General features: G+C 48.0%; 10 protein-coding genes. 7 read left to right on the top strand and 3 right to left on the bottom strand.

The genetic code is table 11. The features are described 5' to 3' along the window. Positions 1-115 precede the first annotated feature (115 nt). The 3 genes from NG796_RS04365 to rbsK all read left to right on the top strand — a co-directional run bounded on the left by NG796_RS04365 (position 116) and on the right by rbsK (position 2,369). Entirely contained in the window at positions 116-610 is a 495-nt protein-coding gene (locus tag NG796_RS04365; protein WP_261204693.1) for a hypothetical protein, read from the top strand. A 269-nt stretch (positions 611-879) separates the two neighbouring features. Further along, positions 880-1,296: a hypothetical protein gene (locus NG796_RS04360; protein WP_261204692.1), complete on the top strand. Its 417-nt coding sequence runs from the start codon at positions 880-882 to the stop codon at positions 1,294-1,296. A 146-nt stretch (positions 1,297-1,442) separates the two neighbouring features. Continuing rightward, complete coding sequence (rbsK, locus tag NG796_RS04355; RefSeq protein ID WP_261204691.1) at positions 1,443-2,369, top strand: ribokinase; 927 nt, start codon at positions 1,443-1,445, stop codon at positions 2,367-2,369. Here rbsK and NG796_RS04350 read toward each other — a convergent pair. Continuing rightward, the gene (locus NG796_RS04350; protein ID WP_261204690.1) at positions 2,359-3,054 is read right to left on the bottom strand and encodes a ComF family protein; all 696 of its coding nucleotides are present in this window, start codon (positions 3,052-3,054) and stop codon (positions 2,359-2,361) included. The genes rbsK and NG796_RS04350 overlap by 11 nt on opposite strands. Positions 3,055-3,195: 141 nt before the next feature. Between NG796_RS04350 and NG796_RS04345 the strand changes: the two genes are divergently transcribed. Beyond that, positions 3,196-5,658 (top strand): putative PEP-binding protein, encoded by a 2,463-nt coding sequence (locus tag NG796_RS04345; protein WP_261204689.1) that lies wholly within the window; start codon positions 3,196-3,198, stop codon positions 5,656-5,658. Positions 5,659-5,781: 123 nt separating this feature from the next. Here the strand turns inward: NG796_RS04345 and NG796_RS04340 are convergent, their stop codons facing one another. Then, on the bottom strand, positions 5,782-6,660 hold the full coding sequence (locus NG796_RS04340) for a DUF1361 domain-containing protein (RefSeq protein ID WP_261204688.1): 879 nt from the start codon (positions 6,658-6,660) through the stop codon (positions 5,782-5,784). A 546-nt stretch (positions 6,661-7,206) separates the two neighbouring features. Beyond that, complete coding sequence (locus NG796_RS04335) at positions 7,207-9,855, bottom strand: colicin uptake protein (protein ID WP_261204687.1); 2,649 nt, start codon at positions 9,853-9,855, stop codon at positions 7,207-7,209. Positions 9,856-10,196: 341 nt separating this feature from the next. Here NG796_RS04335 and NG796_RS04330 point away from each other — a divergent pair, with 341 nt between their 5' ends. The 3 genes from NG796_RS04330 (at position 10,197) to ureC (ending at position 15,413) form a co-directional block, all read left to right on the top strand. Then, positions 10,197-11,234, top strand: coding sequence for a hypothetical protein (locus tag NG796_RS04330; RefSeq protein WP_261204686.1), 1,038 nt, complete (start codon positions 10,197-10,199; stop codon positions 11,232-11,234). A gap of 30 nt (positions 11,235-11,264) precedes the next feature. After that, positions 11,265-13,307 (top strand): CHAT domain-containing protein, encoded by a 2,043-nt coding sequence (locus NG796_RS04325; protein WP_261204685.1) that lies wholly within the window; start codon positions 11,265-11,267, stop codon positions 13,305-13,307. Positions 13,308-13,679: 372 nt separating this feature from the next. Beyond that, positions 13,680-15,413 (top strand): urease subunit alpha, encoded by a 1,734-nt coding sequence (ureC, locus tag NG796_RS04320; protein WP_261204684.1) that lies wholly within the window; start codon positions 13,680-13,682, stop codon positions 15,411-15,413. Positions 15,414-15,691: the final 278 nt, after the last annotated feature.

Raw genomic sequence — 15,691 nt, 5'->3', positions numbered from 1 at the left:
GCTATCCCCCCATTCCCGCACATTTTCTAGGTTGAATGTTATCCGAGGGTTAATCCCCACCCAAGGGTTTTCATTTATGCCATAATTGTACCACTAACCTTCTCTAGGTGAGCGTATGTTTCCCTCTCAAAGGTTTACGATTACGACTTATCTCAGTCCCGATGATGTCGAGAAAAAATTAATAGCAGTTGTGGACCCTCCCCCTCAAGGGATACAGTTCCAGTGGAAAAGGTCCGAAAAACCATACCGGGGACAACTTGGCGAACATTCTTTCAAAATTTCCCGAATCATTTCCTATCGCAATTCTTTCTTACCCCAGATTGAAGGTCGAATTCAACCTCACGGGAAAGGCAGTCAAATCGAAATAGAAATGAAACTACACCCCATCGTTATAATTTTTATGTGTGTTTGGCTGAGTCTGGTGGGACAATTCGCCTTGATGTTTTTAGTCGTCCTGTTCAAAGAAGAGTTTGAACCCGCTTTTTTAATCCCGGTGGGAATGTTCATTTTTGGTTTAGTGTTACCTTTGATAGGATTCCTACCGGAAGCGAAGGGGTCTAAACAGTTTTTAAGGGAGTTGTTTCAAGCCCTTGAAGAAAATTCAGGTTAAAAAAAGCTTTTGAATACTAGCTTTTTAGATTGTTTTAAGTTTGGCGAATAGTAAAATATTACCTAAGCAAACTAAATATTATCACCAGAATAAACAGAAGACTTTTAGTTTGTTTTGTAATTAAGCTTTTTAAAATGGATGATTTTGTCAAACTGGCCCTAAGTCAACCAACACTTGTCCCATTTTGGATAAAATATTAGTGAATGTTTACCTATCAAAAGTTTACCATCAAAAGCCCGTTAAAGCCATATTTAGTCCGAGAAAAATTAATGGGAATTGTGGACCCTGAATATCGCATTGGTGAGAAAACTATCACTCCACGCTATCGCGGAAAAATAAACAAAGACTCTTTTCAAATTTCCCCAATTATCTACCCGAGGCATTCTAAGCGTTATAACGAGTCCTTGTTCCCGGTAATTGACGGTCAAATCACGGAACATGACAGCGGGAGTAAAATCGATATCCAAATTAAAATTCATCCCGGGGTTCTGATTTTTTTGGGAATATGGATAATAACTGCGGGAAGAGCAAGTTGGATCTCTTTGACGACGCTTCAAAACCCATCTTTTGCAGTATTTTTAAGCCCGATTGCGATTTTCTTAGCGGGTTTAGCCATCCCGATGATTACTTTCATTAGCATGGCTCACCATTCTAAAAAATTCTTAATCAATTTTCTGAAAGGCTGATAACCTCTAAGGCTCAGAACTTAGGCACAGTAGAGATTAAGTCAACGGAGAGATAGTCCCAGATTAATCAAATTTACCCATTTTTTAGGGTTGATCAAGGTGATGCCTAAGTGCAGGATATCAATTTACTTCAAAATTTTCTAGCTATGACTATTATTGTGTTCGGTAGTATCAATCTCGATTTAGTCACCCGTACTCACCGCCTGCCAAAACCCGGGGAAACTTTGGCGGGAATTAGCTTTTTTACCGCATCCGGTGGCAAGGGTGCAAATCAAGCGGTTGCTGCGGCGAAATTGGGAATGATAACCTGGATGATTGGACGAGTGGGAGGGGATAGTTTTGGACAGGAACTGTTGGAGAGTTTGCAACAGTCCGGGGTGAAGTGCGATCGCATCTTAATCGATGACACCACCCCATCTGGAATTGCCACGATCACCGTTGAAGATACGGGAGAAAATACCATTGTCATTGTCCCCGGGGCAAACGATCGCGTCAATGAGTCAGACTGCGATCGCCTCACAGATTTATTACCCCATGCCGCCGCATTATTATTACAATTGGAAATTCCTCTACCAGCAGTCCTCGCAGCGGCTAAAAAAGCTCAGAATGCCGGGGTTCCCGTTATTTTAGATCCCGCCCCCGCCCGAGAACTGCCCCCGGAGTTATATGCCTTAATTGATATCATTACCCCCAATGAAACCGAACTGAGTATCCTCACGGGAATTGCCGTGAGAGATATAGAAACAGCCCGAGAAGCAATTACGGAATTGCAAAGACGCGGCGTCAGAACAGCGATCGCCAAGTTGGGGGCAAAAGGGGTGCTTTGTGCCAGAGGAGAGGAGGAGTTGTTTGTCCCCGCCTTTGCAGTAGCAGCGGTGGATACCGTAGCGGCAGGGGATGCGTTTAATGGGGCATTGGCAGTGGCGATCGCCCAGGGATTGCCCTTACGGGAGGCTATAGTTTGGGGCGCTGCCGCTGGTGCCTTAACCGTCACAAAACCTGGTGCTCAATCCGCCTTACCCAGTCGCCTCACCTTCGAGGACTTTCTCCGGGAGGGGAAAATCAAGACTTGATGACTTGATCCAAGGGCTGAGTCGAGGCGATCGCCGCAATCCCATAGACTGAAATCCCCTCTTTAGATAGGGTTGTGATTGCTTCTTGACAAGTTGCCCCCGTAGTATAAATATCATCCAGCAAAATCACCCCCGGTTTCGCCTGAGTGCGGCGCAACCTCGCCCCCACCGTCATTGAATTCGCGAGGGTTTCCCGCCGTTGTGCTGGGGATAAGGGATTTAACGCCTCCGTATCTCGCACGCGTTCTAAACCCCGAGGTTCTAAACGGTATCCCGTCAGTTCACAAAAGCTTTTTGCCAGTAATTCTGCCTGATTAAATCCCCGTTTTTGCTGCTTGGCGGGGTGGAGGGGAATGGGAACCACCGTGAGTCCCTGCGCTTTTGCCAGGGGAGACTGTAACCAAGTTTCCGCCAGCAAGTACCCCAGGGGTTGGGCAAGTTCCGGGCAGTTTTGATACTTCATCACCGCGATCGCCCGTTTCATCACCCCTCCATAGCGACCCCAAATCAACACCGGCGGAGTTTCCTTTAATAACGGTTGCTGCAAAGAGAATTTTTGGCGCTGCAAGAGGCGATCGCAAGCGGGACAAAGGAGGGGTTTTCCGGGGCGATCGCACAAAGGACAATTGGGCTTTAAAAACAAATTCACCCACCCTTTCACCCATGCCGACCAATTTTCCCTCATCTGCGCACTTCCCTTGCCTGTCATCAATTTTCATCTTAACGGTTCTTCGCCCCCCGCCTGCAACTTGACCCAGTTTTGTGAATCCATGCAAAAGGGAGCCACCCAGACTATGATAGAGGATGTCCGAATGGTTGCTTGATTGTGGATCACCTTTACTGGCTTGACCAAATTCAACCCTCACAACGGTATTTAGTGGGGGACAATCCATTTTATTTAAGTCAGATGGCGCAACAGGGCTATCCGGTGTTGCCCGGATTTGTGTTGGCGGCCCCCGCATTGCGAGAATTTTTAGAAACCTATCCTTGGGAAGAACCGCTGTTTGCCGAACTCCTGAGTTCGTCGGTACATTTGAATGTGGACGATACCCGACAACTTAAGGCGATCGCCCAACATATCCGCGAAGAAATGATGGCGGCGGAGTTATCCAAGCAGTGGATCAATGACTTGGCGATCGCAGCGGAACAACTCAGTTCCCCGGGGTTAATCCTGTCCCCTAGCGTCACCCTCCCCAAAAATACCCCCACGCCAGTCAAATTTTCGGGGTTAGTGGAAAGCTATGTTTGCCTCTGCGATCCCGAGGAAATCGCCTTGGGGGTACTACAAACTTGGGCGGAGTTATTTAGAGCTAGAAGTTTATTATATTGGCAGCGATCGCGGATTGAACTGCGTTCCCTGAATCTGGCGGTTTTGGTGCAACCCCTACACCGCGCCATTACCTCCGGAACCCTCACCTATACCCAAGCGCACTGTGAAATTCAATCCACTTGGGGATTGGCCCTGTCGATTAAACTGGGACAAGCCATTCCCGATTTTTATCAAATCGAGTTTGATCGGGGGAATGCGATCGCCCAAATTCTGGGAAATAAACATCTGGGGTACGATCTCCGATTGAACTCCACCCCACCGGATGAGTTAACCGCAGAAACTAGCTTGCTCAATCCCTACAGTTGCCTTCAACCCTATTTGGTGAGTGATGAACAACAACAGGAATTTTCCCTCAAACCCCAGCAACTGGAAAAATTAGGGGCGATCGCCCGAAACCTCGGCACTCACTTAGATCGCCACTTCATCCTAGAATGGACCCTCGCCAAAGCTACAGAACTGTCTCCAGAACAGATTTATATCACGGGAGTGGAAGTGGGAAATCTCTTCCCCTGCTTAGAAATTCCCTCCCCGTTAGACCCACCACCGGCCCCCAAATCGGCCCCATTAACAGCACCCGAGGGAGAAGGAATGCCACAGATTATCGTCGGAACAGGGGCTGCTAAAGGAGTGGCTGCTGGATTAGCCTATTGCATCACCTCTACAAACGAAGTCTTAGAAAATATTCCCCCGGGACGGATCTTGATTGCCCAAGAAATCGCCCCCCATTGGCTGCATATCCTCCGACAAGCTGCGGCAGTCGTCACCGAATCGGGAGGAATGACCAGTCATGCTGCCATTCTCGCCCGAGAATTTGGCATTCCTGCGGTGGTGGGGGCTGCCAAAGTCACCCAAGCGATCGCCACCGCTACAGAAATTTGTGTGAATGGGGATACCGGCGAAATCTTTGTACTGCCTGCGGGAACCATCCAACCCAGTCCGGCGCGATCGCCGAACCCTATTGTCATAGAACCTCATCCAATGCCTTTACCCGAGTCTGACCCCCTGACTGCTTCCTTTTCTCAACCCTTTCCCACCGCTACACAGTTGTTTGTAAACCTGTCGCATCCGAGTTCCTTGGACCGAATTGCTGACACCTACTTAGATGGGGTGGGTTTATTGCGATCGGAAATGATGGCCCTGGAAATTTTCCAATCGGAAGACCCCTACCAATGGCGCGATCGGCACAAAAACCAGGAATTTATCCACCGCATTTCCGACCCCTTAAAGCGCGTCGCCGAATTTTTCTTTCCCCGTCCGGTATTTTATCGGTCCTTAGATTTGCGCGGGTACGATTTACCGGCAATGCGATCGCCGGGACAAACTAGCATCAACCCCAATCGTAGTGCCCAAACCTTGGGCGTACATGGCGCATTTAGCTACCTCCTCGACCCCGCATTATTTGATTTAGAACTCGAAACCTTAGCCAAACTGCAACAAGAAGGGTTGACCAACCTGCGATTAATGATTCCCTTTGTGCGAACCGTCGAAGAATTTATATTTTGCCGCAATCGAGTCCAACAATTCAAACTGGACAGCGTTCGGGATTTCCAACTTTGGATTATGGCTGAAGTACCTTCTGCCTTATTTTTAATCTCAGATTATGTGCAAGCCGGAGTCCAGGGAATTTCCATCGGCACCAACGATTTAACCCAGTTACTCCTCGCCGCAGACCGCGAAAATCAGCAAATGTCCCGAGTATTTGACCCCCGTCATCCCGCAGTCATGAGGGCGATTCATCAACTGATCCAGATGGCAAAAGCAGCGGGAATTCCTTGTGCGATTTGTGGAGGCGCACCGACCCGGTATCCGGAAACCATTGATACCCTGGTGCGCTGGGGAATTGATGGAATTTCCGTCGAACCCGAGGCGATCGCCCGCACCCATCAGGCGATCGCCCGGTCCGAACAACGCATCTTGTTAGAAACTGCCCGTCCCGACTCAGGCGACTGTCCGTTTTAACCTTTATATCAAGTCCGATTCATTAACCTAAAAAACCATTTCTTCCTCTTGCTCCCCCTTCCCTCGCAGGGAAGGGGGCTGGGGGGTTAGGTCCCTATGAATGCTCAAGCAAACATAATATTATTAAGCCTCCGAATCCGTTGCGGGAGACTCCACGGGGGCGACTGAACTCCAACCACTTTTCGGCTGACTATTGCGGTGCATCAAAGCCAAAGTCAATTGTTTAAATAACCAGTATAAAACCGTAATCACCACAAACGTGACAATCATCACCAAAACCGGACGACGACCAATCAAATCATTCATCATACTTCTGACTAAAATATCCGGGTCTGTCACAATATCCCAACTATTAAACCGTTGAAACCGACCCAGGTAAATCCCGATTGCCGTCAACCCATGTATCACCAGTTCCGCCAACCCAGTCAACCGACGTAACCCGCACCGTTCCAGATACCAACTTAAATAAATCAGCGACAGAACATAAGATTGAAACCCCACAATCATAAATATTAGATACTGGGGAATCAAAGCTAAAGTAATAATCCAGACCGAGTATCCCGCGCGAATATCACTGATTAAATGAATTACATCGGTTAACACATAAGGCGCATTCGGCAAAAAGGCGATAAACGCCACAAATCCCCCCCACCATAACAGAGAACGTGAACCCGTCGAGCTATTTTCCCTGCGCCGCAACTGCCAAATTTCTGACGACATCAAAATCAGAGTCAGGATCAGAATCCAGATTAAGTAATTGGCACTGAGTCGTTGCAGCAGGAAAATTCCCGTACGGAGAACCCGGTGAGCAGTCGGCAGAAAAGTGGCCCCTAAAATGAGAAACACTCCCCACCGCAACCATTGCGATCGGGGTTTATGAAACAGCCAAAAACTTAACGCTAAGGGAACCACAGCTAAAAACGTATTCCACACCATAAACCGATGATTGCCTTCCAGGATTCCCCATGCAACACTCATCCAGTCAATCAATTGAGCAGTCATAGGCTTTTTCTTTCTGGGATTCTTTCAATAGAGCTTGTTCATCCCTTACTATGATATTCACTCCATTCTAAGAGTTGCCAAATTGCTGAAAGTATTGACAATTTCGAGGTTTTGTGGTATTTAAAAAATGAATTCAGCTCCGCGCTCACGCTAATACTCTATACATACCTCGATTTTCACTAATCCCTTGTTTTTTGTAACTGGGCTGTGCCGACTTAGGCTCTCTCTTTGGAGGTCTCTGCCTCCTATTTCCCCATTGTTGGTGACGTCTTATATCATGTTTGCTCGATCACAGACACTGACCTAACCCCCCAACCCCTTTCCCTTGTAGGGAAGGGGGAGAAGAGGAAGAAAAGATTTTTTAGGTTAATCCACCGGAGTTGATATTACAGGCGGAAGAGCCTCTGATGTTCGTGACAGGGCGGAAGAGGAATTTTGCTCATATTTTGCTCCCCCTTACCAGGAAAGATATTTATTCCTTATATCTCCCTCTCCTGAGAGGAGAGGGCATTCAAAGAGGTGGGAAGGGGGTTGGGGGGATTAGGTCTATTCTCTCCCATTTCCTCCTAGATTAGAGGGTACGCCTCCGATTAAGCCATTGGCGGTATTGAACAAATTAATCGGGCTTTTGCCGTCAGTAATTAATACACTTTGTAAGCCTAATCCCGCTAAGAGTCGGGCTTGCATTTCCGGTCCGGCTTGGGCGATCGCCCGGATGGTTTCCGGTCCTAGGGCGGCGACTTTTTCGGCGAATTCGGTACTGGTAATTTCCGCCATCCGTTGAGCTTTTTCTATTTCTAGGTTTGTGAGAGCCTGTTGATGGGCGAATTCGGCTTCTTGGCGCGATCGCAGTTGGGCGAGTTCGACTTCGGCGCGGATGCGAGTCGCTTCGGCTTCTTGGGTCGCTAAATTCACTTGTAACTGCCCTTGAATCTGCGCGGCTTCGGCTTTGGCACGGGCTTCGGCGGTGGCTTGTCCCGTGGAGGAAATGGCGGCATTTTCTGCTTCTAATTCTAGCAGGTTTCGGCGTTCTGCTTCGGCAGCGCTTTTGTCTACGATCGCCTGCCGTTCTAGTCTCGCTTTGGCTTGTTGGGCAATGCGTTCAGCATCATGACGGGCGGCGGCTTCTTGGGCGTCGGTGGTGATTTGAATTGCAATTTGTACGGATTTTTGCAGACTTTTTAAGGTCTCTTCATCCACAGGTTCGACGGATTGAATATCAATGTTAGTGATGACAAGATTATTAGACCGAAATCGGAAGTCTTCCCGAATATGTCCCTCATCATCCATGCCAAAGACGGCTTGGCGAATGATGCGGGCGGAGTTGCGGTGGAATTCATCAAATTGGACTCCGGCAACGGCACCACGCACTCGGGAGGCGATCGCCTTACAAGCAGCCCCCACAAAATCAGGAACTTGAAATAATTTTTGAGTTTGTTCTTCGTTATTTTTATCGACTTCAAAATACCAATTATAGGATAATTGTAATTGCAGTCGCGCATGATCCGAGGTTTCTACGGTGAAAATATCGGTCATGAAATCCGGCCCTAATAATAAAGCCAAAGATTTAATTGCATTGGGTCGTTTGGGTTTATCTCCGGATAAACTTAACACCGTAAAGGCTTCATCAGGACCTAACATCACTAAATCGGGACCGAATACATTCCGTGCAGTTCGTTCTTTATAGTCGTGAATTTGCACCACGGCATTTTGAGGAATATGAAAGACAACTGCCCGAGTTTTATCTCGTTGTTTACGCTGATTCGGGGTTTTTCCTGGGGTTTCCTCCCGACTTCCGCTATATTCCCCGCGATCGCCTAATGGGTCACTTTTGCGTTGCAGTAACTCTTCCACCACCGGGGGTAACTCTTTTTCCCAAGATTCTTCATGGGGGGCTAACAGATAAGCTTGGGGTCCACTCACCAACTTCAGTTCCCCGGTTTGAATATCCCGCACATAGATTCCTTCATTTTTATCTAAGGGAATCGCTTTGCGCCTTTCGATGACATGGACTTGTACCGGCGGAATATAATCGCGGGGCCCATGAATCATCCACAAATCCCCGGGTTGATGATGAATCGGGTTTTCTGGGGTCCCTTCGGTAAAGGCTTCATAAGCCCAGAGTAACAAGGCTTCTTGTTCCCCCAACACATAGAGGTTTTGGATGCCGTTGTGGAGGGATTCTCCGGGATGTAAAAAGAAGGTAAGTCGCCCTTGACGGACTTCCTTCATGCCCAATTGGGGTTTACCTTGGCGATCGATGGGGTCTACGACGATACACCATTCTCGGTCATTCAGGGTGGTGATTTGGACTTCTCCGACGACTTGTTCATAGACGTCGGGAATATGAATTTCTGCATCATCTAAGGTGACTAACCATTCATCTCCAGCTTTTCGTTGTCGTCCAAAAATATCAGTAAAACTCCGTTTTGCTTTGAGATGTAAAGCTTTACGTTCAGTTAATACATAAGCATCAATTAAACCGAGGATTTCTTCATCTATCCCGGGTAAATAAGCACCTTCTTCTCGGACTAACCATTCTTCTCCAGCGCGGCGGTTAATTCCTTGGCGATCGATGCAGTTTTGACGGGCGAATAATCGGAGGGCTTGATTGGTTTTAATAATAGTGGCTTGCACCGTTTTAACGATCGCCACTTCCACCCGAGGGATGTAGGTTCCGGGTCCTTCAAATAGCCATTCATCCCCCGCAACCCGCTCAATGATTTGGGTTGGCGGGGTCTCGCCGGGGATAGTCACAGTATCGCTAAAATCCCTTAAAGCACGCAATCGCAAGGCTTGATTGGTTTCGACGACTTGCAATTGAGTGACGCTTTCAGCAAGTTCTTCCCCCGGATACAAGGGAAAGGGTTCCTGAGATAAACGAATTTCCCGATCGCCATAGCGTAGTTTGATTTGTCCCCGAGGGTCGGTGAGAGGTGCGCCATTTTCATCCCGCATGACGGGATTGGCAACGATACAATAATGGCGCGGGGGGACAACAATGGAAGGCTGCGGTTTTAAAATGAGTCGTTCCCCATCTCGCAAGGTGATAGTTTGGGGTCCAACTTCTAGGCGAGTAATTCCCGTATTATTATCTAAAACATGAATAAATTCCTGGGGTTTGAGACGAATGACACCACTCGCTAAATCTGAGTCTAGGGTAGGATTCTCGAAGAGTTTATCGGCTTTAGTCATGTTTTAAATATCCTCCAGGCAGAGAATAGTTTATAGGATAGCTTTACTATAAACAAGGATTTTAGGGATGGGGTGATCTGGATCAGCAACTCGCTATCCCGGATAAAATACACCCGATGCGTGACAGCGATCGCTTGAGTCAGAATTGCTACAATCGCTGTCACACTTTGCACCCAGGTGAGAGAACAAAGGTAAGTATTTTTGACTAGATTCTTCCCCCTGGGATGAAGGGGAAACATCTCTGTCTTAAGTTCGGTAAAGGAAAATGTGATTTTGTGGATCAGAATGGGTACAATCCTCAAAGGGGTATTTATTGTTTAGCCTCGCCACTAATGAAATGTATGATCGTTGAGTTACTTCTCCTTGGGATTTTGTTTCCCGTTGATGTCGCCCAAGCGGGTGAGGTAGAACCCTGGCAAGCAGAGGGGTTCGGGGATAAGCTGGAATTCTCTGCGGATGCTGCCAATCTGGAGCCTTTATTGTTCCAACCCATTCAGGGCGATCGCACCGAAGTGCTTTTTCCTGAACCGGATGCCGTTCACCCCCAAAGTGAGATTGCCCAAGGGGAACCCGCCACCCCACCGGAAGGAACAGCCCCCCGCCAAGGGGTTCCCTTACATCGAGGGATTCCCGGGGAACAACCGTTCATTCCTGAAAGAATCCCGTTTCGCCCGCGCACGGATGTTACCACTCAAAGCAAACCCTATCTCGCTTCTCCAGGGATTACAGTGATGATTCCTTCCGGTTATGGTGCCGGTTGGGGAAGTGCAGGATTTGGGGTGGGTTTACAGGAACGAACTCGGTTTACAGATAGCAGCGATGGGGTTGCCGGATTCGGTATTGGCTTTGGAAATCCTCGGGAAAATATTGGTTTAACCGTTGGTGTGACGGTAACCGATTTATGGGGCGATACCTTTGAGGATGGCAGTATGAGCTTAAAATTACATCGGCAATTGCCGAACGATTTTGGCATTGCCGCTGGGGTACAAGGAGCGCTCACTTGGGGAGAAACCGATGGAGGAACCTCTGGGTATGGCGTGGTAACGAAACGGTTTGTTTTAGATGAGCCAGAGAAGCTTTGGAGTCAATTGTATTTGACCCTGGGGGTTGGAGGGGGACAGTACCGATCGGAGTCGGATATCGAGGCGGAAGAGGGGACTCTTGGACTGTTTGGATCGGTAGCAGTACGGGTTGCTCCTCCTGTGAGTGCGATCGCCGAATGGACGGGTCAAGACCTCACTTTGGGAGTCTCTGTTGTGCCGTTCCGAAATATTCCCTTGGTGATTTCTCCGGCGATTACAGACATAACTGGAAATGCTGGAGATGGTACAAGGTTTATTTTGGGGATTGGTTATGGGTTTACCTTTGATCGGTTCTAAGACAGGCTTTTTTATAAAAGGAATCTCACAATGAAACTATTGAAGTTAGGCATGAAATGGGTTCTGCCTGTGGTATTGGTGGCGATCGCTCCTGCTCCTGCCATCACCCAGACGCAAAATCAGTCGGATGTCACGGGACCCACCGTACCCATAGATCCAGTACCCGTAGATCCAGTACCCGTAGATCCAGTACCCGTAGATCCAGTACCCGTAGATCCAGTACCCGTAGATCCGGTACCCGATGAACCACCACCGATCATACCCACAGGAGTTATCACTCCTTTACCTACTCCTACAGACACTCCCACAGAGACTCCTACGGAAACTCCCACAGAGACTCCTACAGACACTCCCACAGAGACTCCTACAAACACTCCCACAGAGACTCCTACGGAAACTCCTACGGAAACTCCCGCAGACATCCCACCTGGGGATACCCCTGTCATCCCTGTTGACAGCCCAGGGGAAGTGCTGACACCGATTCCCATTCAAACCCTTGAACCAATTAATACTGATTCGCCTGAACCTAGTGCCCCGATTGTCATCCCCGAGAATCCAGAGATACCCAGTGGGGAGGAAATTCCGCCTCCGGTGAGTGAGAATAATCCCGAACCGGACCCTACAACCGAAAGTACCAATCCTATACAGGGTCAGATTCTTGAAGATGCCCCCAGCACAACGGGAGAGGCACAGCCCATGAGTCCACTTTCTGATCAAGAAGTCGATCGCCCGGGTTATGAAAGTCAGTTAGCTGTTGCTGATGTTGGGGTGGCGGTTCAAATGTTGGAAGAATATCAGGCAATGGAGTTTGGCAATTATTTAGAAGTGCAGTTATTTGGGGAAACCGCGACTCCCGATGATATTGCCCAAACTTTGTATGATTTGTGGCAAGCGACGGGTAACAAGAGTGCATTTATTTATGTCTCTGCGTTAGCGGAACAATTAGAACTGGTGATGATTTTCCCGCACAATTTTCGAGTGTCGGGGGGCAGTTCTGACTTAGTGGCTTCCACGGATTTAGCCCAAGGATTGATTGAGAGGACAACAGATATAGCCGTTCGCGAAACCGTGCCCAATGTCTCTCAGACACAGCTTTTTGAACAGGTGCAGAACTTGCGATCGGAACTGACTAATTCCCGAAAGATCAACACTCGGAGTTACTTGCCCAGTTCCCAACAACTCTATCAGTCCCTGATTGCTCCAATGGAAGCACAACTAGAAGCCAATGGGATTGAAACCTTAGTTTTTTCGATGGATTCTGGGTTGAGAACCCTTCCCCTGGGGGCATTACATGATGGGGAACAGTTTTTAGTGGAAAAATATGCCGTTGCTTTAGTCCCCAGTTTTGGCTTAACCGATGTCACCTATTCCGATATCCGCAACCGAGAAGTTTTAGGGATGGGTTCGGCTATTTTTGAAGATCTTAATCCTTTGCCTGGAGTGCCGACTGAGTTACAAAATATTGTCAGCGATCCGTGGAAGGGAAATGTCTTCCTGAATGAAGAGTTTACTGCCGCTAATTTCCGAAAAATTAACCTGGAAAAACAATATGGAATTATCCATTTGGCAACCCACGCCGAATTTCAAGGGGGAAATTTGGATAACTCTTTTATCACGTTTTACGATAGTCGGGTCGGGCTGAACCAAATTCGAGACTTAGCCACGGAACTGGGGTGGAATACCTCGCAGAATCCTCCCATTGAACTATTAACCTTAAGTGCTTGTCGGACGGCAGTAGGAGATACCCAAGCTGAGTTGGGATTTGCCGGGTTAGCGGTACTTTCTGGGGCGAAAGCATCGTTAGCGAGTTTCTGGTATGTCAGCGATGCGGGAACTTTAGGATTAATGAGTGAATTTTATTCCCAACTGGGAGAAAAGCCCCTTAAAGCCGAAGCTTTACGGCAAACTCAACTGGCACTGTTAAGGGGAGAGGTGCGCATAGAAAATGGAATGTTAGTTCTCTCGAATGGTACAACTGTCCCTTTACCCCCGGAATTGGGGATAGAAAAAACGATGAACCTATCTCATCCTTATTTTTGGTCGGCGTTTACCATGATTGGGAATTGGAATTAACCCGATTAGGATTGAAACCAAATCCGATTTTTGGAGGTTGAGAAACACCCCCACTCGCAAGGGTGTGGGGTGTTTACTTTGAAACTTGCGTTGCGATCGCCTTATTGATACGGAATCCGGTTGTAGTCGGGCTATAAAACCCCGCAGCGTCAAGCCTGGGGCTATACAGACGAAGCCAGCGGGCGCGGGCTAAGAAAGAAAACCGACTTTTTGTAATCAGATTTGGTATGACGTCATCTATTTCGATGCATTCATGTAGATTCTTTATTTTGTTTAATTGCCACGGTTTCCCAAAGGTTTAATTCTCCCTAAAATGGGATAAACTAATTGGAACCCTAAAATGAGGGGCGAGAATGGAGTGAGGGAACATCAATGAGTTATAAAATGGATCGCCGCGCTTATGCGGAAACCTATGGCCCAACGGTGGGCGATCGCATTCGGTTAGCTGATACAGAATTATTTATTGAAGTTGAACAAGACTTAACCACCTACGGCGATGAAGTGAAATTTGGCGGGGGGAAAGTCATCCGCGATGGGATGGGACAGTCCCCCATTGCCAATGATAGCGGGGCGGTGGATCTGGTGATTACCAATGCGCTGATTCTGGATTGGTGGGGAGTGGTGAAAGCCGATGTGGGCATCAGGGATGGCAAAATATTTAAAATTGGTAAAGCAGGAAATCCTTATATTCAAGACCAGGTTGATATTATTATTGGTCCAGGAACCGAGGCGATCGCCGGGGAGGGGATGATTCTCACCGCCGGGGGAATCGATGCCCATATACACTTTATTTGTCCCCAACAGATTGAGGTGGCGATCGCCTCGGGAATTACCACTATGTTAGGCGGGGGGACTGGACCCGCTACAGGCACAAATGCTACCACCTGTACTCCAGGACCTTGGAACATTCACCGGATGTTACAAGCTGCCGATGCCTTCCCGGTGAATCTCGGGTTTATGGGAAAAGGCAACAGCAGCAGACCCCGCGCTTTAGTGGAACAGGTCCTCGCTGGTGCAATGGGATTAAAGTTACACGAAGACTGGGGAACGACTCCAGCGGCGATCGATACTTGTCTCACCGTTGCCGATGAGTATGATGTACAAGTTGCCATCCATACCGATACCCTGAATGAAGCGGGATTTGTGGAAGAAACCATCGCCGCCTTTAAAGACCGCACTATTCATACTTACCATACAGAAGGGGCTGGCGGAGGACACGCCCCGGATATTATCAAGGTTTGCGGACAAAAAAATGTCCTCCCCTCTTCCACTAATCCGACGCGGCCTTATACAGTTAATACCTTAGAAGAACATCTGGATATGCTGATGGTGTGCCATCACCTCGATCGCAGTATCCCCGAAGATGTCGCCTTTGCTGAATCCCGCATCCGTCGCGAAACCATTGCTGCCGAGGATATTTTACATGACCTCGGGGCGTTTAGTATGATTTCCTCCGATTCTCAGGCAATGGGACGGGTGGGAGAAACCATCATTCGCACTTGGCAAACGGCGCATAAAATGAAGGTACAACGGGGGTTTTTGTCCCCAGATGACCGCAAAGATGCAATTCCCAGTACCACAGAACATGATAATTTCCGGGCGCGACGTTATATTGCCAAATATACCATTAATCCCGCAATTACCCACGGTATTTCTAACTATGTGGGGTCGATTGAAGAAGGCAAACTGGCAGATTTATGTTTGTGGCGTCCGGCATTTTTTGGGGTGAAACCGGAATTAGTCATCAAAGGCGGGGCGATCGCCTACGCCCAAATGGGTGATGCGAATGCCAGTATTCCCACGCCCCAACCCGTCCATTCTCAGCCGATGTTTGCCAGTTTTGGAGGGTCTCGGACTGCCACATCTTTTACCTTTGTCTCCCAAGCGGCATTGGAATTAGAAGTACCAACTCGGTTAGGATTGCGAAAACAGGCGATCGCCGTTTCCGACACGCGAAAAGTGGGTAAACGGGATATGAAATTAAATGAAACCCTGCCTTATATCGAAGTTGATCCAGAAACCTATCAAGTTTGGGCCGATGGTCAATTACTCACCTGTGAACCCGCGCAAGTCTTGCCCTTAGCCCAGCGGTATTTTCTATTTTAAACTCAGGGTAGGATTTATGCAGATTATTTAGCGTGGGGTTTCACACTAAACCTGTGGCATAAATCTCTTAAGCCCCCCTTAGTAAGGGGGGTTGGGGGGATCTCTCCTGAATTTTGCAATAGTTATAATACGGAATTCGAGTTTTAACAACCGAATTCCGTAGAAAATAGTTACTTTAAACCCGTAGAATAGAGAAACAAATAGCCCGAAAGATAGTAACAGGAAACCTGCTATTATCTTTCGGGCTTTTATCCCGCCGTGTAACCAACAACTGTTTC

It is taken from the genome of Laspinema sp. D2d, from assembly GCF_025370755.1.
GTDB lineage: Bacteria > Cyanobacteriota > Cyanobacteriia > Cyanobacteriales > Laspinemataceae > Laspinema.
This window is presented reverse-complemented; position numbering and strand designations above follow the sequence as displayed.

Excerpts from the sequence above, each read along its gene's own strand:
- NG796_RS04325 (WP_261204685.1), top strand. The coding sequence starts at position 11,265 with ATGAAACTATTGAAGTTAGGCATGAAATGGGTTCTGCCTGTGGTATTG.
- NG796_RS04335 (WP_261204687.1), bottom strand. The coding sequence starts at position 9,855 with ATGACTAAAGCCGATAAACTCTTCGAGAATCCTACCCTAGACTCAGAT.
- ureC (WP_261204684.1), top strand. The coding sequence starts at position 13,680 with ATGAGTTATAAAATGGATCGCCGCGCTTATGCGGAAACCTATGGCCCA.
- NG796_RS04330 (WP_261204686.1), top strand. The coding sequence starts at position 10,197 with ATGATCGTTGAGTTACTTCTCCTTGGGATTTTGTTTCCCGTTGATGTC.
- rbsK (WP_261204691.1), top strand. The coding sequence starts at position 1,443 with ATGACTATTATTGTGTTCGGTAGTATCAATCTCGATTTAGTCACCCGT.
- NG796_RS04365 (WP_261204693.1), top strand. The coding sequence starts at position 116 with ATGTTTCCCTCTCAAAGGTTTACGATTACGACTTATCTCAGTCCCGAT.
- NG796_RS04350 (WP_261204690.1), bottom strand. The coding sequence starts at position 3,054 with ATGAGGGAAAATTGGTCGGCATGGGTGAAAGGGTGGGTGAATTTGTTT.
- NG796_RS04340 (WP_261204688.1), bottom strand. The coding sequence starts at position 6,660 with ATGACTGCTCAATTGATTGACTGGATGAGTGTTGCATGGGGAATCCTG.
- NG796_RS04360 (WP_261204692.1), top strand. The coding sequence starts at position 880 with ATGGGAATTGTGGACCCTGAATATCGCATTGGTGAGAAAACTATCACT.